Origin of the sequence: Pseudomonas sp. R3-18-08 (assembly GCF_003852065.1) — a bacterium.
In the GTDB taxonomy this organism is placed as follows: Bacteria; Pseudomonadota; Gammaproteobacteria; order Pseudomonadales; family Pseudomonadaceae; genus Aquipseudomonas.
This window is the reverse complement of record NZ_CP027729.1, coordinates 3,030,378-3,054,540: the sequence shown is the minus strand read 5'-3', so window position 1 is coordinate 3,054,540 and position 24,163 is coordinate 3,030,378. Positions and strand designations below refer to the sequence as shown.

Annotated in this window: 22 protein-coding genes and 1 pseudogene; 14 read left to right on the top strand and 9 right to left on the bottom strand. The window is 60.7% G+C overall.

The window, feature by feature from the left end; genetic code table 11:
- Nucleotides 1–139 precede the first annotated feature (139 nt).
- The 3 genes from C4J92_RS13870 to ahpF all read left to right on the top strand — a co-directional run bounded on the left by C4J92_RS13870 (nucleotide 140) and on the right by ahpF (nucleotide 3,458).
- Nucleotides 140–1,072: a site-specific integrase gene (locus tag C4J92_RS13870; protein ID WP_124404251.1), complete on the top strand. Its 933-nt coding sequence runs from the start codon at nucleotides 140–142 to the stop codon at nucleotides 1,070–1,072.
- A gap of 133 nt (nucleotides 1,073–1,205) precedes the next feature.
- Entirely contained in the window at nucleotides 1,206–1,769 is a 564-nt protein-coding gene (ahpC, locus tag C4J92_RS13865; protein WP_003191303.1) for an alkyl hydroperoxide reductase subunit C, read from the top strand.
- Nucleotides 1,770–1,892: 123 nt separating this feature from the next.
- Nucleotides 1,893–3,458: an alkyl hydroperoxide reductase subunit F gene (ahpF, locus tag C4J92_RS13860; protein WP_124404250.1), complete on the top strand. Its 1,566-nt coding sequence runs from the start codon at nucleotides 1,893–1,895 to the stop codon at nucleotides 3,456–3,458.
- Between the two features lie 49 nt (nucleotides 3,459–3,507).
- Here the strand turns inward: ahpF and gloA are convergent, their stop codons facing one another.
- Nucleotides 3,508–4,029 carry a lactoylglutathione lyase gene (gene gloA, locus C4J92_RS13855; RefSeq protein ID WP_124362964.1) on the bottom strand — a complete coding sequence of 174 codons (522 nt, stop codon included), beginning with the start codon at nucleotides 4,027–4,029 and terminating at the stop codon, nucleotides 3,508–3,510.
- Between the two features lie 179 nt (nucleotides 4,030–4,208).
- On the opposite strand from gloA, the gene C4J92_RS13850 reads away from it, so the two are divergent.
- Nucleotides 4,209–4,745 (top strand): DUF4946 domain-containing protein, encoded by a 537-nt coding sequence (locus C4J92_RS13850; protein WP_124405805.1) that lies wholly within the window; start codon nucleotides 4,209–4,211, stop codon nucleotides 4,743–4,745.
- A 100-nt stretch (nucleotides 4,746–4,845) separates the two neighbouring features.
- Here the strand turns inward: C4J92_RS13850 and C4J92_RS13845 are convergent, their stop codons facing one another.
- The 3 genes and pseudogenes from C4J92_RS13845 to C4J92_RS13835 form a co-directional block, all read right to left on the bottom strand.
- Nucleotides 4,846–5,211 carry a histone-like nucleoid-structuring protein, MvaT/MvaU family gene (locus tag C4J92_RS13845; RefSeq protein ID WP_124362963.1) on the bottom strand — a complete coding sequence of 122 codons (366 nt, stop codon included), beginning with the start codon at nucleotides 5,209–5,211 and terminating at the stop codon, nucleotides 4,846–4,848.
- Nucleotides 5,212–5,403: 192 nt separating this feature from the next.
- Nucleotides 5,404–6,945 (bottom strand): EAL domain-containing protein, encoded by a 1,542-nt coding sequence (locus C4J92_RS13840; protein WP_124404249.1) that lies wholly within the window; start codon nucleotides 6,943–6,945, stop codon nucleotides 5,404–5,406.
- A gap of 96 nt (nucleotides 6,946–7,041) precedes the next feature.
- Nucleotides 7,042–7,919, bottom strand: a pseudogene (locus C4J92_RS13835) (LysR family transcriptional regulator).
- Between the two features lie 73 nt (nucleotides 7,920–7,992).
- Between C4J92_RS13835 and C4J92_RS13830 the strand changes: the two are divergent.
- Together C4J92_RS13830 and hppD are read left to right on the top strand one after the other, a co-directional pair.
- Nucleotides 7,993–8,916, top strand: coding sequence for a DMT family transporter (locus C4J92_RS13830; protein WP_124404248.1), 924 nt, complete (start codon nucleotides 7,993–7,995; stop codon nucleotides 8,914–8,916).
- 263 nt (nucleotides 8,917–9,179) lie between these two features.
- Complete coding sequence (hppD, locus tag C4J92_RS13825) at nucleotides 9,180–10,256, top strand: 4-hydroxyphenylpyruvate dioxygenase (RefSeq protein ID WP_124404247.1); 1,077 nt, start codon at nucleotides 9,180–9,182, stop codon at nucleotides 10,254–10,256.
- A 131-nt stretch (nucleotides 10,257–10,387) separates the two neighbouring features.
- Here hppD and rarD read toward each other — a convergent pair whose 3' ends face one another.
- The 3 genes from rarD to C4J92_RS13810 form a co-directional block, all read right to left on the bottom strand.
- Nucleotides 10,388–11,269, bottom strand: a complete 882-nt coding sequence (gene rarD / locus C4J92_RS13820) for an EamA family transporter RarD (RefSeq protein WP_124404246.1) — start codon at nucleotides 11,267–11,269, stop codon at nucleotides 10,388–10,390.
- A gap of 136 nt (nucleotides 11,270–11,405) precedes the next feature.
- Nucleotides 11,406–12,419: an aldo/keto reductase gene (locus C4J92_RS13815; protein WP_124404245.1), complete on the bottom strand. Its 1,014-nt coding sequence runs from the start codon at nucleotides 12,417–12,419 to the stop codon at nucleotides 11,406–11,408.
- Between the two features lie 81 nt (nucleotides 12,420–12,500).
- Nucleotides 12,501–13,403, bottom strand: coding sequence for a LysR family transcriptional regulator (locus C4J92_RS13810; RefSeq protein WP_124404244.1), 903 nt, complete (start codon nucleotides 13,401–13,403; stop codon nucleotides 12,501–12,503).
- Nucleotides 13,404–13,502: 99 nt separating this feature from the next.
- Here C4J92_RS13810 and C4J92_RS13805 point away from each other — a divergent pair, with 99 nt between their 5' ends.
- Nucleotides 13,503–14,207, top strand: coding sequence for an SDR family oxidoreductase (locus C4J92_RS13805; protein WP_124404243.1), 705 nt, complete (start codon nucleotides 13,503–13,505; stop codon nucleotides 14,205–14,207).
- Between the two features lie 21 nt (nucleotides 14,208–14,228).
- On the opposite strand, the gene C4J92_RS13800 is transcribed toward C4J92_RS13805, so the two are convergent.
- A complete protein-coding gene (locus tag C4J92_RS13800) occupies nucleotides 14,229–15,539 on the bottom strand; it encodes an MFS transporter (protein ID WP_124404242.1) in 1,311 nt (436 codons plus the stop codon).
- Between the two features lie 161 nt (nucleotides 15,540–15,700).
- On the opposite strand from C4J92_RS13800, the gene C4J92_RS13795 reads away from it, so the two are divergent.
- The 3 genes from C4J92_RS13795 to C4J92_RS13785 all read left to right on the top strand — a co-directional run bounded on the left by C4J92_RS13795 (nucleotide 15,701) and on the right by C4J92_RS13785 (nucleotide 18,743).
- Nucleotides 15,701–16,801, top strand: a complete 1,101-nt coding sequence (locus C4J92_RS13795) for a sugar diacid recognition domain-containing protein (protein WP_124404241.1) — start codon at nucleotides 15,701–15,703, stop codon at nucleotides 16,799–16,801.
- Nucleotides 16,802–16,898: 97 nt separating this feature from the next.
- On the top strand, nucleotides 16,899–18,041 hold the full coding sequence (locus C4J92_RS13790; RefSeq protein ID WP_124404240.1) for a glycerate kinase: 1,143 nt from the start codon (nucleotides 16,899–16,901) through the stop codon (nucleotides 18,039–18,041).
- A gap of 189 nt (nucleotides 18,042–18,230) precedes the next feature.
- Complete coding sequence (locus C4J92_RS13785; protein WP_124362955.1) at nucleotides 18,231–18,743, top strand: GNAT family N-acetyltransferase; 513 nt, start codon at nucleotides 18,231–18,233, stop codon at nucleotides 18,741–18,743.
- On the opposite strand, the gene C4J92_RS13780 is transcribed toward C4J92_RS13785, so the two are convergent.
- Nucleotides 18,740–19,432, bottom strand: a complete 693-nt coding sequence (locus C4J92_RS13780) for an aspartate/glutamate racemase family protein (RefSeq protein WP_124404239.1) — start codon at nucleotides 19,430–19,432, stop codon at nucleotides 18,740–18,742. The two genes, C4J92_RS13785 and C4J92_RS13780, sit on opposite strands and share 4 nt — an antisense overlap.
- A gap of 255 nt (nucleotides 19,433–19,687) precedes the next feature.
- Between C4J92_RS13780 and C4J92_RS13775 the strand changes: the two genes are divergently transcribed.
- From C4J92_RS13775 to C4J92_RS13760, 4 genes are all read left to right on the top strand, one after another.
- Nucleotides 19,688–21,910: a cytochrome P450 gene (locus tag C4J92_RS13775; protein WP_124404238.1), complete on the top strand. Its 2,223-nt coding sequence runs from the start codon at nucleotides 19,688–19,690 to the stop codon at nucleotides 21,908–21,910.
- On the top strand, nucleotides 21,907–22,704 hold the full coding sequence (locus C4J92_RS13770; protein ID WP_124404237.1) for a trans-aconitate 2-methyltransferase: 798 nt from the start codon (nucleotides 21,907–21,909) through the stop codon (nucleotides 22,702–22,704). The genes C4J92_RS13775 and C4J92_RS13770 overlap by 4 nt, the downstream gene beginning before the upstream one ends.
- Nucleotides 22,705–22,745: 41 nt before the next feature.
- A complete protein-coding gene (gene idi, locus C4J92_RS13765) occupies nucleotides 22,746–23,288 on the top strand; it encodes an isopentenyl-diphosphate Delta-isomerase (RefSeq protein ID WP_124370781.1) in 543 nt (180 codons plus the stop codon).
- 112 nt (nucleotides 23,289–23,400) lie between these two features.
- A complete protein-coding gene (locus tag C4J92_RS13760) occupies nucleotides 23,401–23,895 on the top strand; it encodes a hypothetical protein (RefSeq protein WP_124404236.1) in 495 nt (164 codons plus the stop codon).
- Nucleotides 23,896–24,163 lie beyond the last annotated feature (268 nt).

Genomic DNA, 24,163 nt, shown 5'->3' with positions numbered 1-24,163 from the left:
GATATGTATATACATACTGTATCACGGCTGTAAAGCTCTTTAAATTCATTATTTAACAGATGGGATATTGGCGTATTATCCCGTGTCATTAGCGTTTTTAGCGTCGATCCAGGCGTTCGCAGTACGAATAGGCCCTGCCATGAGTGATCTTGACCGTTACCTCAATGCTGCTACCCGCGATAACACCCGCCGTAGCTACCGCGCGGCCATCGAGCATTTCGAAGTCAGTTGGGGTGGGTTCCTGCCGGCCACCAGCGACAGCGTGGCGCGCTATCTGGTGGCGCATGCGGGCGTGCTGGCGGTGAACACCTTGAAGTTGCGGCTCTCGGCCTTGGCGCAGTGGCATAACAGCCAGGGGTTTGCCGACCCGACCAAAGCGCCGGTGGTGCGCAAGGTGCTCAAGGGCATCCGCGCCGTGCACCCGGCGCAGGAGCGGCAAGCGCAGCCATTGCAGCTCACGCATCTGGAGCAGGTGGTTGCATCGCTTGAAAATGAGGCCAGGCAAGCCGCTGAAAACCAGGATCAACCCGGATTACTGCGCGCCAAACGCGACACGGCGCTGATCCTGCTGGGGTTCTGGCGCGGCTTTCGCAGCGATGAGCTGTGTCGCTTGAGCATCGAGCGTGTCCAGGCAGTACCCGGGGCCGGCATCAGCCTGTACTTGCCGCGCAGCAAAAGTGACCGCGATAACCTCGGCAAGACCTACCACACCCCCGCGCTGTTGCGCTTGTGCCCGGTACAGGCTTATAGCGAATGGCTCAGTGCCTCGGCATTGGTACGTGGCCCGGTGTTTCGCGGGATCGATCGCTGGGGCAATCTGGGGGAGGAGGGGCTGCACCCCAACAGCGTGATCCCCTTATTGCGTCAAGCCCTGGAGCGCGCAGGCATCCCCGCCGAGCAGTACACCAGTCATTCCCTGCGACGCGGCTTCGCTACCTGGGCCCATCGCAGCGGCTGGGATTTGAAGTCATTGATGAGCTACGTCGGCTGGAGCGACATGAAATCGGCCATGCGCTATGTTGAAGCGACGCCCTTTCTCGGCATGACCCTGGCGACTCAACCGCTGCTGTGAGATTTCTTCTATTAATACAGCTGCCTGATAGGGAAAACCAATCGTCAGCATCAGGTTTGCCAATGAGCCATCGTCGGTCGGAGTGGGTAGGATTCACCTCATCAACTTCTTAACCCCTGACGGAGAGTCAACGATGCCTATCATCAACAGCCAAGTAAAACCGTTTAAAGCCACCGCTTTCAAAAACGGCAGCTTCGTCGATGTGACCGACGCTGACCTGAAAGGCAAGTGGTCCGTAGTGTTCTTCTACCCAGCCGACTTCACCTTCGTTTGCCCGACTGAACTGGAAGACCTAGCTGACAACTATGCCGAATTCCAGAAACTGGGCGTCGAAATCTACAGCGTGTCCACCGACACCCACTTTGCCCACGCTGCCTGGCACAACACCTCGCCAGCCATCGGCAAGATCCAGTACACCATGATCGGCGACCCAACCCTGACCATCTCCCGCAACTTCGACGTGCTGATTGAAGAAGCTGGCCTGGCAGACCGCGGTACCTTCGTGATCAACCCGGAAGGCCAGATCAAGATCGTTGAACTGAACGACGGCGGTGTTGGCCGTGACGCTTCCGAGCTGCTGCGCAAGATCAAGGCTGCTCAGTATGTCGCTGCCCACCCAGGCGAAGTGTGCCCAGCCAAGTGGAAAGAAGGCGAGGCCACCCTGGCTCCGTCCCTGGACCTGGTCGGCAAGATCTAAGTCTGTGAAGTCCCAAGGGCGGGTATCCGCACCTACCCAGTAAGCTGCAACCGCCCTCAAAAACGCCCGGGCGAGATTCGCTCGGGCGTTTTTTTATACCCGCAATTAAAGGAAATCGCCCGTATGTTGGACGCCAATCTTAAAGCTCAGTTGAAATCTTACCTGGAGCGGGTCACCCAGCCGATCGAGATCGTCGCCTCCCTCGACGACGGTGCGAAATCCCAGGAAATGCTCGCTCTTTTGCAGGACGTAACCAGCCTCTCTACGCTGATTACCCTGAACACCGATGGCAACGATGCGCGCAAGCCGTCGTTCTCCATCAACCGCCCGGGTGCCGATATCAGCCTGCGTTTCGCCGGCATCCCCATGGGCCATGAATTCACGTCCTTGGTGTTGGCCCTGTTGCAAGTCGGTGGCCACCCGTCGAAGGCCAGTGTCGAAGTGATCGAACAGATCCGCGCGCTGAAAGGCGAGTTCAGCTTCGAGACGTACTTTTCGCTGTCGTGCCAGAATTGCCCGGACGTGGTCCAGGCGCTGAACCTGATGGCCGTGCTTAACCCCAACATCCGCCACGTGGCCATCGACGGCGCGCTGTTCCAGGCCGAAGTCGATGAGCGCCAGATCATGGCGGTGCCCAGTGTTTACCTCAACGGTGTGAACTTCGGCCAGGGCCGCATGGGCCTGGAAGAAATCCTCGCCAAGCTCGACACCAGCGGTATCGAAAAAGCGGCTGAGAAAATCAGTGCCAAGGATGCCTTTGATGTGCTGGTTGTCGGCGGTGGCCCGGCGGGTTCATCGGCCGCGATCTACGCGGCACGCAAAGGCATTCGTACTGGCGTGGCCGCCGAGCGTTTTGGTGGCCAGGTGCTGGACACCATGTCCATCGAGAACTTTATCTCGGTCCAGGAAACCGAAGGCCCGAAGCTGGCCAGCGCCCTGGAAGCCCACGTACGTCAGTACGACGTGGACATCATGAACCTGCAGCGTGCCAGCAGCCTGGTACCCGCGAAGAATGCCGGTGAGTTGCACGAAATTCGCTTCGAAAGCGGCGCGACGCTCAAGTCCAAGACTGTGATCCTGGCCACCGGTGCGCGCTGGCGTGAAATGGGTGTGCCGGGCGAGCAGGAATACAAGGCCAAAGGCGTGTGCTTCTGCCCGCACTGCGATGGCCCGCTGTTCAAGGGCAAGCGCGTGGCAGTGATCGGTGGCGGTAACTCCGGCGTCGAAGCGGCCATCGACCTGGCCGGCATTGTCAGCCACGTCACGTTGCTGGAGTTCGACAGCAAGCTGCGCGCTGACGCTGTGTTGCAGCGCAAGCTGCACAGCCTGCCCAACGTTGATGTGATCACCAGCGCGTTGACCAGTGAAGTCAAAGGCGATGGCCAGAAAGTCACCGGTCTTGCCTACAAGGACCGCGACAGCGGCGAGTTCAAGACCATCGACCTGGAAGGCATTTTCGTGCAGATCGGTTTGCTGCCTAACACCGACTGGCTCAAAGGCACCGTGGAACTGACGCCTCGCGGCGAGATCATCGTCGATGCGCGCGGCGAGACCTCATTGCCGGGTGTATTCGCCGCCGGTGATGTGACGACCGTGCCGTATAAGCAGATTGTCATCGCGGTAGGTGAGGGCGCCAAGGCTTCCCTTAGCGCGTTCGACCATCTGATCCGCACGTCCGCGCCGGCGTAAAAACAGCGCGCAAATAAAAAACCCCATGAGCGATCATGGGGTTTTTGTTTTACAGCGGTGCTGGCTGAATGATCTCAACCCAGTAAGCGTCCGGGTCCTTGATGAAGGCGAGGCTTTTCATGCGGCCATCGCTCAGGCGCTTCTGGAAATCGCAGCCCAGGGCCTCGAAGCGTTCGCATGCCGCAACGATATCCGGCACCGAGATGCAGATATGGCCAAAGCCACGCGGGTCGGTGTTGCCGTTGTGGTAGGCGAAGTCGGCGTCGTTTTCGGTGCCGTGGTTGTGGGTCAGTTCCAGAATGCCTGGGATCGACTTCATCCACTGGGTGCGCTCGGCAGCGTCAGCCGGGATCTGTGCCTTGTCCACCAGGGCCAGGAAATACAGGCTGAATTCGGCCTCCGGGAAATCGCGTTTTTCAACCAGGGAAAACCCCAGGACGCGGGTGTAGAAATCCAGCGACTTGGTGATGTCCTTGACCCGCAACATGGTGTGGTTGAACACGAAGTTGGTGGTGGCGGTATCCGGTTGGGCAGTGACGCCGGGAAAGGTGTTCAGTTCGTGCAGGCTCATGGGCCCTCCAGAAAAAAATGGGGCAAAGCGGTCCCTTGGCTTGCGGCAAGCATCCGTGCAGCCGAGCCATGATACGCAAGGCCTGCCGATCGCGCCAAATGAAAAAGCTCACGCGGCCCTTGCGAGGGGCGGGGCTCGGGCCGCAAACTTTGGTGCTGGAACCTTGGATGCTTTTGGCAATGATCGAGTTTCGTAAACCGTTATTGGCTACGTTGTGCTTAGTGTTGGGCAGCCCGTTCGTACTGGCGGCCGAGCCGGAAATTCATTGGCCCAGCGGCTGGCAGGTCGAGGAAGTTGAACCCGATGGCAACGCAGCCGGGAGGACCCAGGCCGTGTCGCGACAGCGCGCGATCAAAAATGATGAAAATGGCAAGACCTTGATGGTGATGGAGTTGACCGGTACGCCGATCGAGGCTGGGCATAACGTCAATCTTCAAGGCGTTTTGCTGGAAATGCGTAAATCCATCCAGAAAGATTTTGCCCAGGGTGGTTATCAAAGCGTGTGCACCAAAATGCACCCCGCTACATTGAGCCGTCTTGAGGCGCTGGAAACTACCTGTGTGATTACCGAGAACGGTCGACATGTGCTGTCGCAAACACTAGTGGGGGCAGTGGATGTCGATAAAGCCTACGTGTTTTCATATGCGGGCCAGGCGCAAGCGTACGAGGCCAGCAAAGATGAGGTCAGTTCGGTGCGTGATAGCCTCAAACTTTGAAAGGTTCTAGGCGAACGAATGTGAACTTAAGTTAGTTTCGTTTGTGAACCTATAAACGAAAAGCCCCGCGTAAGCGGGGCTTTCTGTTAGTGCATGTTAATCAACCGCGAAGCCAAGAGTCTACAGTGGCTGCGCCGTGCTCTTCTTTCCAGGCTTTAAGGCCGCGGTGGTTACCGCCTTTGGTCTCGATCAGCTCGCCGGTATGCGGGTTCTGGTAAACCTTGACCACACGTGCGCGGCGCTGTTTCGGCGCACGAACGGCTGCTGCAGCCGATTTGCCCGGGTTTGGATCAAGGATGGCGATCACATCGCGCAGGCTCTTGTCATAACTGCTCATCAGCTTTGTAAGTTTTTCTTCAAATTCGATTTCTTTCTTCAGCCCGGCGTCGTTCTTCAGCGATTCCAGCTGGGCGAGCTGCTCTTGAAGGGCTTTTTCTGCTGCGCGAAATTCGGCGAGTCTGGACAAAATCTGTACTCCAATAGTGTAGTTAGCTGATAGCTACTGCGAAGAAAGCCTTAAGCCAAGAGGATTAAGCTAACTCAACGAAAACACCTGCATGAGTGTATCGCCGGCACGAAAAATTGTAGTGGTTAATCCACTTCGAGTAAATCATGTCTTTGTCTAAATAAGATTGTTTCATCTAAAGTCGATGGTTATTCAATGGCGGGTCAACGCCTTAATGAATTCATCGCAGGGTACCGGACGGCCGAACAGGTAACCTTGCAAAAGGTCCACGCCTTTTGCAATGAGGTAATCACACTGTTGCGCGGTTTCCACACCCTCAGCCACGATACCCAGGTCGAGCTTGGCGGACAGTTCTATGATGCTGTCGAGAATATGCCGGGAGAGCGCATCCGCTCCGATCATAGCGACGAAGCTTTGATCGATCTTCAAGTAATCCACATTGAAGTTGCGCAAGTAGCCCAGGCTGGAATGCCCGGTGCCGAAGTCGTCGATTGCGATCATCACACCCAACTGGTGCAGAGCGTCGAACAGGCGGCGCGTGATGTCGGTGGGTTCGATCAGCTCGCGCTCGGTCAATTCCAGGACCAGGGTGACCTGGCCGGGCGGGAAGGCTGCGAGGAATTCCCGGCAATCGTCCACTAGGTCCAGGTCCAGGCAATGGCGTGCGGTGATGTTCACGCCGATATGGAAACCCGGGCTGAAGTGCGCAGCATGCGGCGCCAATTGCGCGGCGGTCTGGCGGAGCAGGGCGCGGGTCATGGGCACGATCAGTCCGCAGTGCTCGGCCAGGGGGATAAACAGGTCTGGCCGCACCAGGCCCTCTTTAGGGTGTTTCCAGCGCATCAATACTTCGCAGCCGGCCCATTGGCGAGTGTCGCCGCGCACCACCGGCTGGAAATAGGGAATAAACTCGTTGGCGCCCAGGGCCCGTTGCAACTCGTGGGTTGGCGCCGAAGAGCGCTTTTGCAGCCAATGGGCCAGGACGCCGGACAGCACCCCAAAAAACACCACCAGACTGAACACTGCCGGGTAACGCGCCTGCATATAACGCCACACCTCACCCTCGGGCATGCCCACGTCAACGCTGTAGGGATAGCGGTTGGAGGCCAAAAAGTGCCGGGCCACGGCAAACGTCGGTGGCGCGCTGGTATGCACTTTGCCCCCGGCGTCCAGCCAATGGGGGCCGACCTTCAGCACTAGGAAGGCATAGCGGCTGATGAGGCGCAAGGCATTGGTGAGGTGATAGCCGTCAATCGAGGCAAACGCGGCTCGATCGCCATCGACCAGCCGGTAAACCAGCAGCGCGGTATCCGGCGTGACGGGGTTGCCGTTCATCAACCACAAATTGCCGTCAACGTAGTCATCCGGGTTGACCGGCGACTCATAACCGCTGCCAAACAACGAACTGCAATAAATGTTTCTCTGCCAGGACAGGGTGGTGGCACGCACGAACGGCCGACGAGTGACCTGCTCACGCAGTGCCAGCTTCGCGGCCTTATCACACGGCAAGCCGGCCAGTGGTAACAGCGCTTGGGCGGCGGCGGCGGTGTTGTCGAGCATCAAGTCGAACTGGCGCACGGCTTCCTGCGCCGTTTGAGCGGTGCTTTGCTCAAGAGTGCGCTCGGCCTGCCAATAAAGAATCACCACCCCAAGCAAAACGGGAAGCAGGCCGCAGACTGCGCTGAACGAATAGCGGGCGACTCGGCTTCGTGGGCCTTTGGAGGTCAGGGGCATAGAGGGGCAGCCATGCAGAAAAGGGGGGAGACTATGCCGATAATAGATGGCATTGCCACACGGTGCTTGGCAAAACGTAACAGCGCTTGATCGAGTTCAAACCGGGGCGGGATACAACTTTTGCGCCACTGCAATGAACGCCAGTGTCGCGGGTGATGACTGGCGACGGTCGAGCACAGCCAGACCAATCTGGCGCGGCACTTGAGGCGCCAATGGCCGCACCACATAACGCGGATCGATGGCTGCCGGCAGCGATGCCTGTGCGACAATGCTCAGTCCGTCGCCACGGCTGACCGCTTCCAGCGTGCTGAGCAACTGCGCGCAGCGGTAACGCACCTTCGGCTGTAATCGGGCCTGGCTGAACAGGTGCGTGACCCATTCCGACGATCCGGCTTCAGTCAGGATAAACGGGTCATCACATAACGCTTGCAGGGGCAGCGCGACCTGGGCGGTTAACCGATGCCCGGCCGGTAACAGCGCTACCCATTGATCCTGCAACAGCGCCACGGTATCGAAGCGGTCCTGCTCCAAAACGACAAACCCGACATCCACCCGCCGCTCATCCAGCCACTGTATGACCTGCCGGTCGGGGCCTTCGTCGACGTGTACCTCTATGCCTGGGAAAGCCTGCCGAAAGTGGCTGAGGATGTTGGGCAGCAAGCGGATTGAAGCAGTGGGCCCGAACGAGCCTATACGCAGCGTACCGCGCTTCATGCCACGGGCGTCGGCGGCTTCCTGCTGCAACGTGTTGGCCAGGCCCAGCATGGCACGGCGCGCCCCAGCAATTGCACGCCGATATCGCTCGGTTCAACCAGGGTCTGGTGACGTCGGAACAATTCCACACCCAACTCCTGCTCCAGTGCCTTGATCGCATGGGACACCGCCGACTGGCTGATACCCAGGCGGTGAGCGGCGCTGGTAAAGCCTTGCAGTTCAGCTACCAGGGAAAAGATTTCCAACTGGGTCAGGGTCATGAGAAAAGACTCATTTTACGATGATTGGTCATTACTTGAAGAATAGGCTCTCCCTTATTCTTCGAGCAAATTTATGCGCCGCATTGCTGATGGTTTCACTTATCTCAAGCTTGCCGCTGTCAGCGTTATCTGGGGCGGAACCTTCGTTGCCGGGCGCTACCTGGCCGATCAGGTAGACCCGTTGCTCGCGGCAAGCTTGCGCTTTGTGCTGGCCAGCGTAGCGTTGTCGTTGTACATGCTGTTCGCCCGGGTCCGATTGACCTGCCCGAGCCCACGGCAATGGGTGCAATTGGCGACGCTGGGTTTCTTCGGGATTTTTTTCTACAACTTGTGCTTTTTCTATGGGTTGCATTACATCAATGCGTCGCGGGCTTCACTGATTGTCGCCTTGAACCCGGCCGTGATCGGCCTGGCGGGTTGGTGGTTGTTCAACGAGCGCCTGGAGCGCGCCAAGTGCGTGGGTATTGCGTTGTGCCTGGGCGGGGCGGCGGCTGTCATTATCAGTCGCAACCCGCAATTGCTGCAGGGCAATGTGGATGCCTGGCGCGGCGATCTGTTGATACTCGGCTGCGTCGCGGGGTGGGGCGTCTATTCATTGGGCTCGCGCCAGTTGAATCACAGCCTCGGGCCGTTGCAAACCGTGACATGGTCAATTCTGCTGGGCACGGTGATGCTCCTGGCCGCGACCCTTGTCACCGGGCGCATGACCCTGGCGGGCCTGAGCGTGCTGCATGTGTCGCAATGGGCCAGCTTGGGGTACCTGGGCATAATGGGCTCGGCCCTGGCCTATATCGGCTATTACGATGGCATTCGGCGCATCGGCGCGACGCGTTCCGGCGTGTTCATTGCGCTCAACCCGCTGACCGCCGTCATTTGCGCGGCGTTGTTACTTGGCGAACACCTGACGCTGCCCATGCTGCTTGGCGGCAGTGTGATCCTGCTGGGCATTTACCTGTGTAACAAACCCCTTGCGCAAGGCAAGGCAATGGAGATTTGATAAGAGTACGGACAAACACTGTTACGCTGTGTAGAATCGATTTACGCATACAAGAATATGGACTTGCGCTCACGCAAGCCTCGCCGTCAGAGACTGATGACACCATGAAGCAACTCGGTTCGCCCCTCATCTTTGGTGACTTCCTCGCCCGCAGCGTGCGAGGCCTTTCCTGTGCGCCACCCGCTGACCTCATCCTTGCTCGCGAATAACCACATAGCTAGTAAATAACTAGCTATTACCCAAAGCATGATGAGGCACCGAATATGACCGACCAATACGAAAACCCGATGGGCCTGATGGGCTTTGAGTTCATTGAATTCGCCTCGCCGACCCCGGGCACCCTGGAGCCGATCTTCGAGATCATGGGCTTCACCAAGGTTGCAACCCACCGCTCCAAGAACGTGCACCTGTTCCGTCAGGGCGAGATCAACCTGATCCTCAATAATGAGCCCAACAGCCTTGCCTCGTACTTCGCCGCCGAGCATGGGCCGTCGGTGTGCGGCATGGCTTTTCGCGTGAAGAACTCGCAGGAAGCCTACAAGCGCGCCCTGGAACTCGGGGCCCAGCCGATTCATATCGACACCGGCCCGATGGAATTGAACCTGCCGGCGATCAAGGGCATCGGCGGCGCGCCGCTGTACCTGATCGACCGTTTTGGCGAAGGCAGCTCAATCTATGACATCGACTTCGTCTACCTCGAAGGCGTCGACCGTAACCCGCAGGGCGCCGGCCTGAGGGTGATCGATCACCTGACCCACAACGTCTACCGCGGCCGCATGGCTTACTGGGCCAACTTCTACGAGAAGCTGTTCAACTTCCGTGAAGCGCGCTACTTCGATATCAAGGGCGAATACACCGGCCTGACCTCCAAGGCCATGAGCGCGCCGGATGGCATGATCCGCATCCCGTTGAACGAAGAGTCCTCCAAGGGCGCCGGCCAGATCGAAGAGTTCCTGATGCAGTTCAACGGCGAGGGCATCCAGCACGTGGCGTTCCTCACCGACGACCTGGTCAAGACCTGGGACGCGCTGAAGAAGATCGGCATGCGCTTCATGACCGCGCCGCCGGACACCTACTACGAGATGCTCGAAGGCCGCCTGCCGAACCACGGCGAACCGGTGGACCAACTGCAGGCGCGCGGCATTTTGCTCGATGGCTCCTCGATCGAGGGCGACAAGCGCCTGCTGCTGCAGATCTTCTCGGAAACCCTGATGGGCCCGGTGTTCTTCGAATTCATTCAGCGTAAAGGCGACGATGGCTTCGGCGAGGGCAACTTCAAGGCGTTGTTCGAGTCCATTGAGCGTGATCAGGTGCGTCGCGGTGTGTTGACCGCTGACTAAGCAATAATCCCTGACACAACAGCGATCAAATGTGGGAGGGGGCTTGCCCCCGATGGCGGTGGCTCAGTCACATATGCGCTGACTGACACTGCCTTATCGGGGGCAAGCCCCCTCCCACATTTTTGACCGAGTCAAGCCTTGCGCTGACGCACCAAGTGCTTGAATCCTTCATACACCAGCACCATCACCGCCAGCCAGATCGGGATATAGGTCAGCCATTGCCCGCCCTTGATGCCTTCACCCAGCAGTAGCGCGACTGCCAGCAACAACACCGGCTCCACATAACTGAGCAGGCCGAACAGGCTGAAGGCCAGCAAACGGCTGGCGATGATATAGCTCACCAGCGCCGAAGCACTGATCACGCCCAGCATGGGTATCAACGCGTAGAGCTTGGGCTGTGCATCCAGTACCGCAAAGCCCTGTTCACCGCTTTGCACGAACCACCAGGCCACCGGTAGCATCAACGCCATGTCCAGCCACAGGCCGCCCAGATGATCGGTGGTCAGGTATTTACGCACCACGAAATACACGGGGTAACCGATGATCACTACCAGGGTCGCCCAGGAAAAACCGCCGGCCTGGTACAGCTCGTTGAGCACACCCAATGCGGCAAATACCACGGCGATCTGCTGCAAGCGCGACAACTGTTCGCCGTAGACCAGGCGCCCGGTCAACACCATGGTCAGCGGCAACAGGAAATACCCCACCGACACATCCAGGCTGCGGCCATTGAGCGGTGCCCACATGAACAGCCATAACTGCACGCCGAGCAACGCGGACGACACCAGCACGCCGCCGATCAAGCGCGGCCTGGCCGCCAGCAGACGCAGCAACTCCCACACCCGCCGCCATTCGCCGCTGACTACCATGAACACGGTCATGCAGGGCACGGTCAGCAACATGCGCCAGCCGAAAATTTCCAGGCCACTCAGTGGTGTGAGCAGGGACGTGAAGTAATACATCACGGCGAACAACACCGAGGCGAATACCGATAACGCAACACCTTTAGACACGCTGTCCTCGCGAAAGCCGATTCAGATCCAATTCCAGCAGAGGATTATGGTGCTTTTAGCGTTAAAGCGCTGCGCTGTTTTGGGGCGGGCTTGCGTAAATTTTCGTGTAAGCCGCGGTTTGAACGCGTTCCGGTGGTCAGCGAGACGGCGTCATTCGGCCCGACACGAAATGCCCGACGTCATTGAAGCCCGGCGTGGACGAATGCCCCGGCGTCACCAGTGAGTCGACAAACGCCTCATCCTGCGCCGTGATCTCTACCGCCAATGCCCCGGTATATGCATCCCACTGCGCCTCGGTGCGCGGGCCGACAATCGCTGAACTCACAGCCGTGTTGTTCAGCACCCAGGCAATCGCGAACTCAACCATGCCCACGCCACGGCCCTGGGTGTATTGCTGGATTTGCTGGGCGATGCGCAGCGATTCCACGCGCCATTCGGTTTCCAGGATGCGTTTGTCCTGGCGTGCCGCGCGGCTGCCCGGTTCAGGTGTCAGGTCGGGGGCGTACTTGCCGCTGAGCACGCCACGCGCCAACGGGCTGTAGGGCACCACGCCCAGTCCATAGGCGGCCGCGGCGGTGATCTGCTCGACCTCGGCCTGGCGATTGACGATGTTGTACAACGGCTGACTGATGACGGGCCTGTCAACGCCAAGGCGCTCGGCCACGCGGATGACCTCGGCGATACGCCAGCCACGGTAGTTGGATAACCCCCAGTAGCGCACTTTGCCCTGGCGAATCAGGTCGCCGATCGCCGATACCGTGACTTCCAGCGGCGTGTCGTGATCCTCGCGGTGCAGGTAGTAGATGTCCAGGTAATCGGTGTCCAAGCGCGCCAGGCTCGCCTCCAGCGCGTTGAACAGGCGTTTGCGGCTCAGCCCATTGCGGTTGGGCACACCATCTGCCGGGCCGAAGCCGACCTTCGACGCCACCACCCAGTCCTGGCGGTTGCGTGCGATCGCCTCGCCGACGATCTCCTCGGAGCGCCCGCCAGTGTAGACGTCGGCGGTGTCGATAAAGTTGATGCCTTGATCCCAGGCCTTGTCGATGATACGCAACGAGTCTTCGGTGCTGGTCTGTTCGCCAAACATCATGGTGCCCAGTGTCAGTGCGCTGACCTTCAACCCGGACTGGCCCAACGTGCGGTAAATCATGCAAAGCTCCTCATGGCAGGCAAACGTGGGTAATGCAATACCAGACACCAACGCTCTGGAACAAGCCCTGTGTGTGTTTCTTCATGCGCTCAGCAACGTCTGGCAGCGCACCTGTAGAAAACGCTGCAGCACTTTCACCCGTTCCGATACCTGCAGGCGATGGGGACACATCAGGTTGAAGGGCGCCGGTTCGCCTTGCCACTCATCGAACAATGCCACCAACCGGCCGGCGGCCAGGTCGCCCACCACATCCAGCCGGGCCTTATAGGCGATGCCGTGGCCGGCCAGGGCCCAACGGCGCACGACCTCGCCGTCGTCGCTGAGAAAGTCGCCGCTGACCTCGACGTCTTCCACCTGCGCGCCCTGGCGAAAGCGCCAGGTATTGCTCACTTGGCCTTGGCGCATGTAGCGCAACGCGCTGTGTCGTGACAGCTGCGCGGGATGCTGCGGCGTGCCGTAGCGCGCCAGGTAGGCGGGGCTGGCGCAGGCGACGCGATGGTGGTCGCAGACAATAGGCAGGGCGACCAGGCTGGAGTCCTGCGGCACGCCAAAACGCAGGGCGATGTCGACGGTTTCGCGAAACAGATCGGCGTTGCTGTCGTTGAGCATCAGTTGCAGACGGATGTTCGGGTGTTCGGCCTTGAAGGCGTCCAGCCAACCCAGCACCACATTGCGCCCGAAATCCGACGGTGCCGCCACTTGCAGCAAACCGGTCAGGCCCTGGCTTTGCTGCTTGAGCGCCTGTTCACCCTCATTCAATGCGGCCAGCGCAACACGCACGCTGTCCAGATAACGCCGGCCTTCCTCGGTCAGCCGCATGCTGCGGGTGGAGCGGGCGAACAAGCGCAGGCCCAGGCGGGTTTCCAGGCGCTTGAGGGCAATACTGGCCGCTGCCGGGGTCAGGCCAAGCCCGCGTGCCGCAGCAGACAGGCTGCCCGCATCGGCGGTGCGCACGAACACTTCAAGGTCCAGGATCGAACTCATTTGTAAAATTCCTTTAAAGATCTTGTCGTTTTACCGGGATTTTTCTCCGATTACCAAGCGTGGAAGATGAACGCTCACTTCCTCAACCGGACATTTCCCATGACAACGTCTCTTCGCGGCAAAACCATTATCGTGATCGGCGGCAGCAGCGGCATCGGTGCAGCCGTCGCCAAAGCGGCGGCCGAGCGGGGTGCGCAGGTAGTGGTGGCGGGGCGCCGCCTGACCTCGGCGCAGCACGACGGCATGCGCAGCGAGCCGGTGGATGTCAGCGACAGCGCATCCTTGCAACGCCTGTTCGAAACAGTGGGGCACTTTGATCATCTGGTTTACACATCAGGCCCTTCGGTCAACGCCAAAACCCTGATCGACACCGACCTGGACGAAGCCCAGGCCAACTTCAATGTGAAACTCTGGGGCGCGTTGCGTGCGATTCAACAGGCACTGCCGTTTCTGCATGAGCACGGCAGCATCAGCCTGACCTCCGGCCAGTTGGGGCGCAAATTGGTTGCGGGACAGTTCATCAAGGTCGGCATCAATGCCGCCACCGAAGCGCTGGGCAAGCAGCTGGCCAAGGAACTGGCGCCGCGCCGCGTCAACGTGATCAGCCCCGGGGTGATCGATACGCCGGCGTACGCCGGGCTTGGCGAAGAGCAGCGTCTGGCGATGTTTGCCAAGGCCGGTGGGGCCTTGCCGGTTGGGCGCGTCGGGCAGGCGCAGGAAGTGGCGGCAGGGTATGTGCTGGCCATGGAAAACGGCTTCATGACCGGCGCCGTGATCGATATCGACGGCGGCGGTTTGCTGTAACAGCGTCCTGTGTGGGGCGCTTTACACCTTCAAGGTGCGTGTCATACGCAACGCCAACACACTGCCGGCGACGATGACCGCTGCCAGCAAGTACAGCGCCACATCCGTGGACCCCGTCGCATCCTTCACGAACCCGACGATGTAGGGGCTGAGAAACCCGGCCATCTGGCCCATGGAGTTGATCAACGCCAGCCCACCCGCCGCCGCGCCCGCGCTGAGCATGGCGGTGGGCACCGGCCAGAACATCGGCAGGCCGGTGAGGGCGCCCATGGTGGCGATGGTCAGGCCGAGAATGGCGATAGCCGGGGTGGTAGCGAAATTCACCGCGATCACCAGGCCAATCGCGCCCATCAGCATCGGTACCACCAAGTGCCAGCGGCGTTCCTTGCGCAAGTCTGCGGAGCGGCCCACCAGCAACATGAAGACTGCGGCCAGCAGGTACGGGATCGCACTGAGCCAGCCGATCACCAGGTTATCGCTGAACCCCAGGTTCTTGATGATCGACGGCAGCCAGAAGTTGATCGCGTAGACGCCGCTCTGGATGCAGAAGTAGATCAGGCCGAATGCCCAGATCGCCGGGTTCTTGAACACCTCGGCCAGGGAGTCGGTGGTGGTCTTCGGTTTGTTCGCAAGATCGGTGGCCTGGTCGGCTTCTAGTACCGCGCGTTCGTGGGGCTTGAGCCACTTGGCGTGGGCGAAGCTGTCACTGAGCAGGAAGTAGGCGAGGGCGCCGAGGATCACGGTGGGAATGCCTTGCAACAGGAACATCCACTGCCAACCGGCGAGGCCGCCTTGACCTGCCGCAAAGTGGTTGAGAATCCAGCCGGAGAACGGGCTGCCGAGCAGGCCCGAGACCGGGATCGCGGACATGAACAGCGCCATGATCCGGCCCCGGCGAAACGTCGGAAACCACTGCGAGAGGTACAGCACCACACCGGGAAAGAACCCCGCCTCGGCGGCACCGGTGAACAGGCGCAAGGTGTAGAAATGCGTCGGCGTGGTCACGAACAACAGGCAGGTGGACAAGGTGCCCCACACGATCATCATCAGCGCTATCCAGCGCCTTGGCCCGAACCGGGTCAGCGCCAGGTTGCTCGGCACGCCACAGAGCACGTAGCCGATAAAGAAGATCCCGGCACCGAGGCCGTACACGGTTTCACTGAATTTCAACGCGTCGAGCATCTGCAACTTGGCAAAGCCAACGTTCACCCGGTCAAGGTAGTTGAACAGGTAGCAGATAAAGATGAAGGGGATCAGGCGCAGGGTAACGCGCTTGTAGATGGCGTTTTTATCGTCATCGGTGGCCAGTGCTGCGGCGGCGCTCTGTGACATGGCGAGTCTCTCTTTATTATGTTTTTTAGCGATGCGAGGGTAACGTTGATCGCCCAAACAGTCTCGGCGACGCGATGGGCAACTGTCTTTGTGCTTGCGCACAGCCATGCCCGCTTTGCGCTGTGCCGGTGACCAATTCGCTTTGGAAGGAAAATAGCCCTATGTTCGAGCTGGATCATGAGCTGGCACAGGATATCGTCGATCGAACCATGGCGATCCTGCCCTACAACGTCAACGTTATGGACAACCAGGGCCTGATCCTCGGCAGCGGCGAACCGGAACGCATCAACACCCGACATGAAGGCGCCCAACTGGTGCTGGCGAACGGGCGCGTGGTGGAAATCGATGGGCAGACCGCCAAGCACCTCAAGGGTGTGCTGCCTGGCATCAACTTGCCGCTGATGCATGATCAGCGCTTGATCGGTGTGCTGGGTATCACCGGTGAACCGCAAGGCCTGCGCACCTACGCCGAACTGGTGCGCATGACCGCCGAGATGCTGGTCAGTCAGCGCCACCAGCAGGCCGAGCAGCAGTGGCGGCGCCAGCGCTGTGACGACCTGCTGGCATTGCTGCTGGCCGATACCGGTGACTCGCCGCGCCTGGTCGACGAAGCGCAACAACTGGGCCTCAAGCCGCAACTGGCGCGTACGCCTTACCTGTTCGAACTGGGCGCGGGGCAGTCGGCCGAAGCCTTGAGTGCCTGGCTGACGTCGCGTTATCCGGACAGTTGGTGCGTCAGTTCGGCGCCGTTGTCGCTGTTGTGGTGTCGCCCCGCGGCGGTGCAGGTCGATAACCTACGCCTGTTGGAAAAGCTCGACGGGCTGGGCTGGACTGTCCTGCGGGTCGCCGTAGGCGGGCAGGCCCAGGATCTGGCCGGGTTGCGCCGGTGCTATCGCCGTGTCAGTGATTTGCTGGCCTACGGTCGCGATATCCTGCCGCATTCGCGGCTGTTGATCCTCAACCGCTATCGTCTGCCGGTCATGCTCTGGCGCCATCGTAACGACGATGCCCTGGATGAATTGCTCAACCCCCTGCGCAAAGTCCTCGCCAAGGACAATAATGGCCAACTGCTGGCCACGCTGCGCGCATGGTGCGACCACGACGGGCAAAGCCAGGCCTGTGCCGATGCCCTGGGGATTCACCGCAACAGCCTGCGCTACCGCATGGAGCGGATTGCCGAACTGAGCGGCGTCGATCCGCTGACTCTGGATGGCATGTTGGCGCTGTACCTGGGCGTGCAACTGTTGCCCCAGGCTTTGTAAAAATGAACAACAAACCTCTGCCGCACTTGTGCATTGGACCGGCGTCATCGGCGGTGCCAACTGGCAGCATGGGCGTTATAAAAACCGGAGAACGCCCATGAAAATCATCATCGCCCCCGACTCGTTCAAGGACAGCCTGAGTGCCGAAGGGGTCGCCCAGGCGATTGCGCAAGGGTTGGCTCAGGTCTGGTCTGACGCACAGCTGGTGCAATGCCCGATGGCGGACGGCGGTGAGGGGACGGTCGAAGCAGTGCTCGCCGCGTGTAACGGCCAAATGCGCAGCCAGGCCGTGCGCGGGCCAATGGGCGATACGGTGCAGGCACATTGGGGCTGGTTGGCCGACAGCCACACCGCGATCATCGAAATGGCTGAGGCCAGCGGCCTGCAGTTGGTTGCACCGGGCCAGCGCGATGCCTGCTCCAGCAGCACGTATGGCACCGGCGAGCTGATCCGCGCCGCGCTCGACCTGGGCGCCCGGCGCATTATCCTGGCGATCGGCGGCAGTGCCACCAACGATGGTGGCGCAGGCGCGATGCAAGCGCTCGGCGTGCAGTTGCTCGACGCCCAGAACCAGCCCTTGGCACCCGGTGGCTTGGCGTTGAGCGGCCTGGCGCGTATTAACCTGGAAAACCTCGACCCACGCCTGGCGCGGGTCTGCTTCGAAATCGCGGCGGACGTGAACAACCCGCTGTGCGGTCCCCACGGCGCCTCGGCGATTTTCGGCCCGCAAAAAGGCGCCAACCCCGAACAGGTGCAGCAGTTGGACGCCGCCCTTGGTCATTTTGCCGACCACTGCGCCAGGGTGCTGGCCCAGGACGTGCGTGACGAACCCGGCAGCGGCGCGGCAGGCGGCTTGGGGTTCGCCGCCAAGGCATTCCTCGGCGCGCAGTTCCGCGCCGGCGTTGAAGTGGTGGCCGAGCTGGTTGGCCTCGACGCCGTGGTGCGTGGCGCCGACCTGGTCATCACCGGCGAAGGCCGCTTCGATGCCCAGACCCTGCGCGGGAAAACCCCGTTTGGCGTGGCGCGTATTGCCCGGCAACACAATGTCCCGGTGATCGTGATCGCCGGAACCCTGGGCGATGGCTACGAGCAGATGTACGCCCACGGCGTGGATGCCGCCTTTGCGTTGCCCTCGGGGCCGATGAGTCTTGCGCAGGCATGCAGCGAGGCGCCGCGCTTGTTGCGTGAGCGGGCCTCGGATATTGCGCGGGTGTGGCGCCTGGCACGGCCTGTTGCTTAAATGCCTTTTGTAGGAGCGTGCTTGCTCGCGGAGAACCCCGGGCCTCCGCGTTTATTCAGAATGAACGCGTTGCCTGGAGGTTTTTCGCGAGCAAGCTCGCTCCTACAGTGGACCACTTTCACTTAACTGACTGCGAGATGCCTATCCCCTACACTAGACGGCCACGTGTCTTTCAAAGGATGAAATACGATGCACACCCCCGAGCCCCATATCGTGATCCAGCGTTTCACCGAGGCCCATCTTGAGGGTGTCGCTGCGCTCTATAACGAACCGGCGGTATGCCGTCAGGTGCTGCAAATGCCTTTTCAGTCAGTGGAAGCGTGGCGCAAGCGCCTGGTAATGGATAACGAACGCCGTTTGCAACTGGTGGCGGTGCACGGTGGCGAAGTGATTGGTCAATTGGGGTTGGAACAGTACCTGCGCGTGCGCCAGGCGCATGTGGGGTCGCTCGGCATGGGGGTGGCGACGGCCTGGCAGGGTAAGGGCGTGGGTTCGAAGTTGCTGACGGCCGCGCTGGATGTGGCTGACAACTGGATGAACCTGCATCGCGTAGAACTCACGGTGTACGCCGACAACGAAGCGGCGCACAACCTGTACCGCAAATTCGGCTTCGAGGTCGAAGGCTGTTTGCGCGATTACGCCCTGCGTGACGGTGTGTTCGTCGACACGTTGAGCATGGCGCGCCTGCGCACGCCGGTTTAGTCCTCCAATGCAAACGCCACCGCAGCCCGCGCATGCAGCTCGGTGGTGTCCAGCAGCGGCAGGTCGCAGTGCTCGGGCTTGATCAGCAGGCTGATTTCCGTACAGCCGAGAATCACCGCCTGGGCACCGCGCGCGGCCAGGGACTCGATCACCCGCTGGTAGACGGCGCGTGATTCGGCGCTGATCACCCCCACACACAATTCTTCATAGATGATCCGGTGCACCGCTTTGCGTTCGTCCGTATCCGGCACCAGCACGGTCAGGCCCTGTGCGGTCAGGCGGGACTTGAGGAAGTCCTGTTCCATGGTGAATGCAGTGCCGAGCAATCCCACGGTCAAGGTGCCCGCCTGTACGGCGGCAGCGCCCGCCGCATCGGCGATATGCAGGAAGGGAATCGACACCGCCGCCTCGATACGCGGCGCCACCCGGTGCATGGTGTTGGTACACAGCACCACACACTCGGCGCCCCCGTCCTGCAAACGGCGCGCGGCGTCTTCCAGGATCAGCGCGGTATCGTCCCAGCGCCCGGCGTGCTGGGCCTGTTCCACCGGGCCGAAGTCCACGCTGTACATCAACAGTTGCGCCGAACGCAGCGGGCCGAGCCGGTCGCGTACTTGCTGGTTGATGATGCGGTAATACTCGGCGCTGGACTCCCAGCTCATGCCGCCGATAAGGCCGATGGTGCGCATGCGATGCTCCGGGCAGGGAATGTGGGTTCCACCATACTCACCGAAGGCGCATTAGTCATGTGCAGTTGCCGGCCAATCCACCAGTGCAGTTCATGCAATGTTGATGACCGGTCACTGCTTACGATGGCGATAGACCTTTTCCTACGCTCCAGAGCTGCCTTTACTAGATGAATAGTCAGACTCCCCTCACACCCTGATGGGGTTGGTTTTCTGTAAGGTCGTTCTTAATGAAAGTTCATTCAAGAGGAGTTCATCATGGCACCGCCACACTGCGAGGACGACCCCGGCCCCAGCCACAGAGATCACCCACCGCCGCCCCTCATCATCCCCGAGATTCAGTTTCCTTTCGCCGGCCCGCCGCCACGCTCCGACAGCGAGCAGTTGCGCGCGCATGCCCTCGCCTGGGCGCAGCGATACGGCTTGATCGGCCGCCGTGGCGCGCATCGGTTGAGTACCACGGCGCTGCTCGACCTGGGGCTGGCATTATGCGGCAGGGCGCCCACGGACCGAGCCGAGATCCTGGTGTGCTGGTACCTGTGGGCGCTCACGCTGGATGACCGTATCGACGATGGGCCCTGGGCGGAAAACGGAGCATTGGAAGGTTTCATCGCCTCGGTGCAGGCGCTGACCGAAAGCAGCGGCGCTGCTTCCTCAGGCCAAAGCAGCCGGTTCGAAGACCCGATGCTCGCCGTTCTGGTCGATGATCTTTGGCCGCGGACCCGGAGCTGGGGCGGCGACCGTTGGCGGGCCCGGCTGGTGCGACATCTGATCCAGCATTTGCGTGCGCAGGCAACGCTGGTGCGCGTGCGGGAAACCGACACAGCGCTCACATTGGCCGCCTATCTGCCGTTGCGCCGGGATTCGTTCGGCGCACTGTTCTTCTTTGATCTCATCGACGGGGCCGAAACCCTCGATCCGTATGCGTCCCCAGAGGATGTTCAAGCGTGGAGCACGATGCGAGAGCACGCTGCCGATATCATCGCCTGGACCAACGATATCCATTCGATTGCCAAGGATGTGGTGTGTGGTGAGCGCTTCAACCTGGTGTCGGTACTCGCGGCCTGCGCTGGCATGGATTGGCCCGCCGCGATCGAATCCGCCCATCAGATGATAAACACGGCAGTGGCGCAGTTCACGGCGCTCGCTGCCGAGCCTGCGAGCCACCCGCCGAGCGCGGCGACCGACCCGGACCGGCTGCGTCAGGTTGTGCGGGCGGCAGGCGACTGGCACCGCAGCGTCTCTCGTTATCTGCTGCATGCCGCCGACTCTGCGGCCCGGAACAATCAGCAAGTGGACCTGAAGCTTATCCCTCCGACGCTCAAATCCCGGCAGTTCGAAATCGATCCATACCCGTTGTATGAGCAATTGCGTACCACGCTGCCGATCGCTTACGACGAGCCCACCGATGTGTGGCTGGTCAGCCGGCATGTGGACGTCAAAGCCGCCCTGACTCATCCGGGTGCAAGCAACAATAACTACAGTTGGCAGATCGGACCGCTGCTGGGCCACACCATCGTCACGATGGACGGATGTGAACACGCCCAGCACCGCGCGTTGCTCAGCCCTGCGTTTCGTGGCAAGGCCCTCGCGGCGCTTGAAGCTTCCATCATCGCGGTGACCACAGACTTGCTGGCGCACATGCACGGTCGCCCCCAGGTTGACCTGATCGCCGATTTCACCGCTGCGCTGCCGGTACGGGTGATGGCGCATGCACTGGGGCTGCCGGCGCAAACCTGCGCAGAGGTGGAGCGGCTGAAGCGGTGGTGCGCCATCGGCTTCGCGTATATGGGCAACTATCGACAGGACCCGGCGCTGCTGACCGGTGGATTATCCAACCGAGACAGTTTCTACGACTTTATTCAGCCCCACATTGACGCTCGACGCGCCGAACCTGCGGACGACTTGATCTCGCAGCTCCTGGCGGCACGGATTGACGGCCAGCCATTGTCCGAGACGTTCGTGCGCGCTTACTGCGCGATCCTGATGACGGCGGGTAGCGAAACCAGCCACGGCGCGCTGGCGAACCTGATTGTGAATCTGCTGAGCGAACCGGGCGTCAAAGACGCGGTGATCGCTGATCCAGAGCTGATGGATAACGCCCTCGCCGAAACCCTGCGGCGCAACCCGCCCTTGCAGCTCGTGCTCCGCGAAGCCCGTGAACCGCTGCAACTGCCTTCGGGCACGATTCCGGCTGGCGCAACAATGGCCTGCCTGATTGGTTCGGCCAACCGTGATCCGGACCACTTCAGCGACCCGGACACGTTTGATCTGTCGCGCAGCGAACAGGCTACCAGCCATTTCGCCTTCGGCGCGGGCCGCCACTTCTGCCTGGGCTCCATGCTGGCGCGGTTGGAAATCACGCTCGGCGCTCGCCTGCTGCTGCAGACCTTTCCAAACGTGCGCTGGGCTCCGGGTTTCAAGCCCATTGAGCGCGGTTTCCTCAATCGCTGCCCTGATCGACTGGAGGTCGTGCTGTGACCCTTACCGTCAACCTCGACGAGCCCGGCTACACCAGCAGCTATCTCGCAGACCAGCACGCTGGCCAACTGGCACGGCTGCGCACCCTGGAGCGTGTCTTTGACCCGTTGAGCCAAGGGGTTTTTGATCAGTTGGTGCTTGCCGACAAGCCTGCCATCCTCGATCTAGGCGCCGGGGCCGGATCGCTCGCCGGCTGGCTGAGCCAGCGATATCCCCAAGCGAGCGTCACCGCCACGGATATCGACACCCGGTTCCTTACCGATATCCCCGGTATCCGGGTGCTTACCCACAATGCCGCGACCGATGATTTTCCTGTTGCCTCCTTTGACGTGGTACATGCCAGGGCGCTGCTGTGTCACCTCGGCGAGCGTGAGGACCTATTGACGCGAGCCATCACCTGGCTGCGCCCGGGAGGCTGGTTGGTGATCGAGGACGTGAGCCTGGAGCCGAGCCTGAGCGCCGCGAACCCGTTGTTCCGAAAAGTGGCCCAGGCCGGGATTACCCTGCTGGAGCAGACCGTTGGCTCCGACATGCTCTGGGCCACTACGCTCCCGGATCGGTTGCGTGATCGAGGGCTTGCCAATGTAGGGCATCGCACCCTTGAAGGCCGTATTGGCGATAACAGTCCCGCCGACACTTTTTGGGCCGCAACCACGGCACAGGCCGGCCCGGCGTTGCTCAAACGCGGGCTACTCGAACAGGACGACCTGGATGGCATGACCCGGCTCCGGGCCGATCCCGCGTTCACCGCTGCAGCTTTGACCCTGGTCAGCGCGTGGGGACAGGTTGTCTAACAGCAAGCAAGGCGCCGAGCCGGTCAGCGAAGGAACTATGAATGAACAATGATGTGGTGTTAGTAGACGCACACGATGTACCGATCGGCGTGTGTGGCAAACGCGATGCGCACCTGGGAGCGGGGCAGCTTCACCGTGCGTTTTCGGTACATTTGATCGACCGGCGCGGGCGTCATCTGCTTCAGCGTCGTGCCCCAGGGAAAATGCTCTGGTCAGGTTTCTGGTCGAATGCGTGCTGCAGTCACCCGGCGCCTGGCGAGACTGTGCTGGATGCCGCGTCTCGGCGCTTGCGCGAAGAGCTGGGCGTCCGAGCTTCCTGTGGGGCGCTATACAGCTTTGAGTACCATGCCCGCTTTGGCTCGATCGGCGCCGAGCACGAACTGTGTCATGTGCTGGTGGCTCGATCGGACGCTGTGGTTTCACCCGTTCCTGACGAAATCAGCGAAATCAGCTGGCTGACCCGTGCCGAAATATCAGCCCGGCTCGCTGAGCCGCACGCGTCATTTACGCCCTGGTTTCGAATGCAGTGGCGTCGCCTTCTACTGGAGCATCCTTCGTTCGATACACCGTTACCGCAGGCATGACCTGCTTGCCGCCGAATGCCGAACCAGGCGCAATCACCTTTAACCCGTACGCCTGGCACGCGCATCTGCGATGATCAGGCTTCGCAACCTGGCTCACCCAAGGAAATCCGCAATGGACGATGTACAGCAACTGGGCGAGATGCTTCGTCATTACGCCGAGAGCGAAGCGCAGAAAAAACAGCAATTCGAGCTGCAGTCGGCGCGTTGGGCGCAGAAGCTTGGCGAGTTGTTCGAGCAGATCGAACAGTGGCTGGAACCGGTCAAACGCGCCGGTTTGCTGGAGGTGCGTCGGGAAGCCTATGTCGCTAGCAGTCCGAGCGTGCCAGTGGAGGCATCGACCTTTAAGACCGAGAAGTTGAATGTGCTCATCACGGGTAAAAGCGTGGAGTTCGTACCGGACGTGATGGGCGCGGACGGGTTTATTTCTGTTGCGGTAATGGGCCTGACCGCCGCCCGCCACGGCAGCGTGTCGCTGGTGCTGCCGGCGGATAAAAATGATTGGCTCTGGAAGAAGACCAATGGCCTGAAAGACCCGGATACCTTCGGCTTCGACGCCAATTTCCTGGCTACGCAGTTGCAGAGCCTGATCCCCCGCGAACGCGGCTGAGCAAATACTGATCATGAAGGGCGAGGCGGCAGGGGTTGAATCTGTCCCGTAGCTGCATAGGTGTCTACACAGTTTGGTGGGGCCTGAACCTGTGACGGCTCGGCAGCCGAAGCCTCCCCAACTGAGACCCCGCGTTCCAAATGTGGGAGGGGGCTTGCCCCCGATGGCGGCCTGACAGCCGACCAGAATGCTGGATCAGAGCGTAGATACCTATGCCCCGATGAGGGTGGGTCAGTAAATGCATCTGCTACTGACCCATCGCCATCGG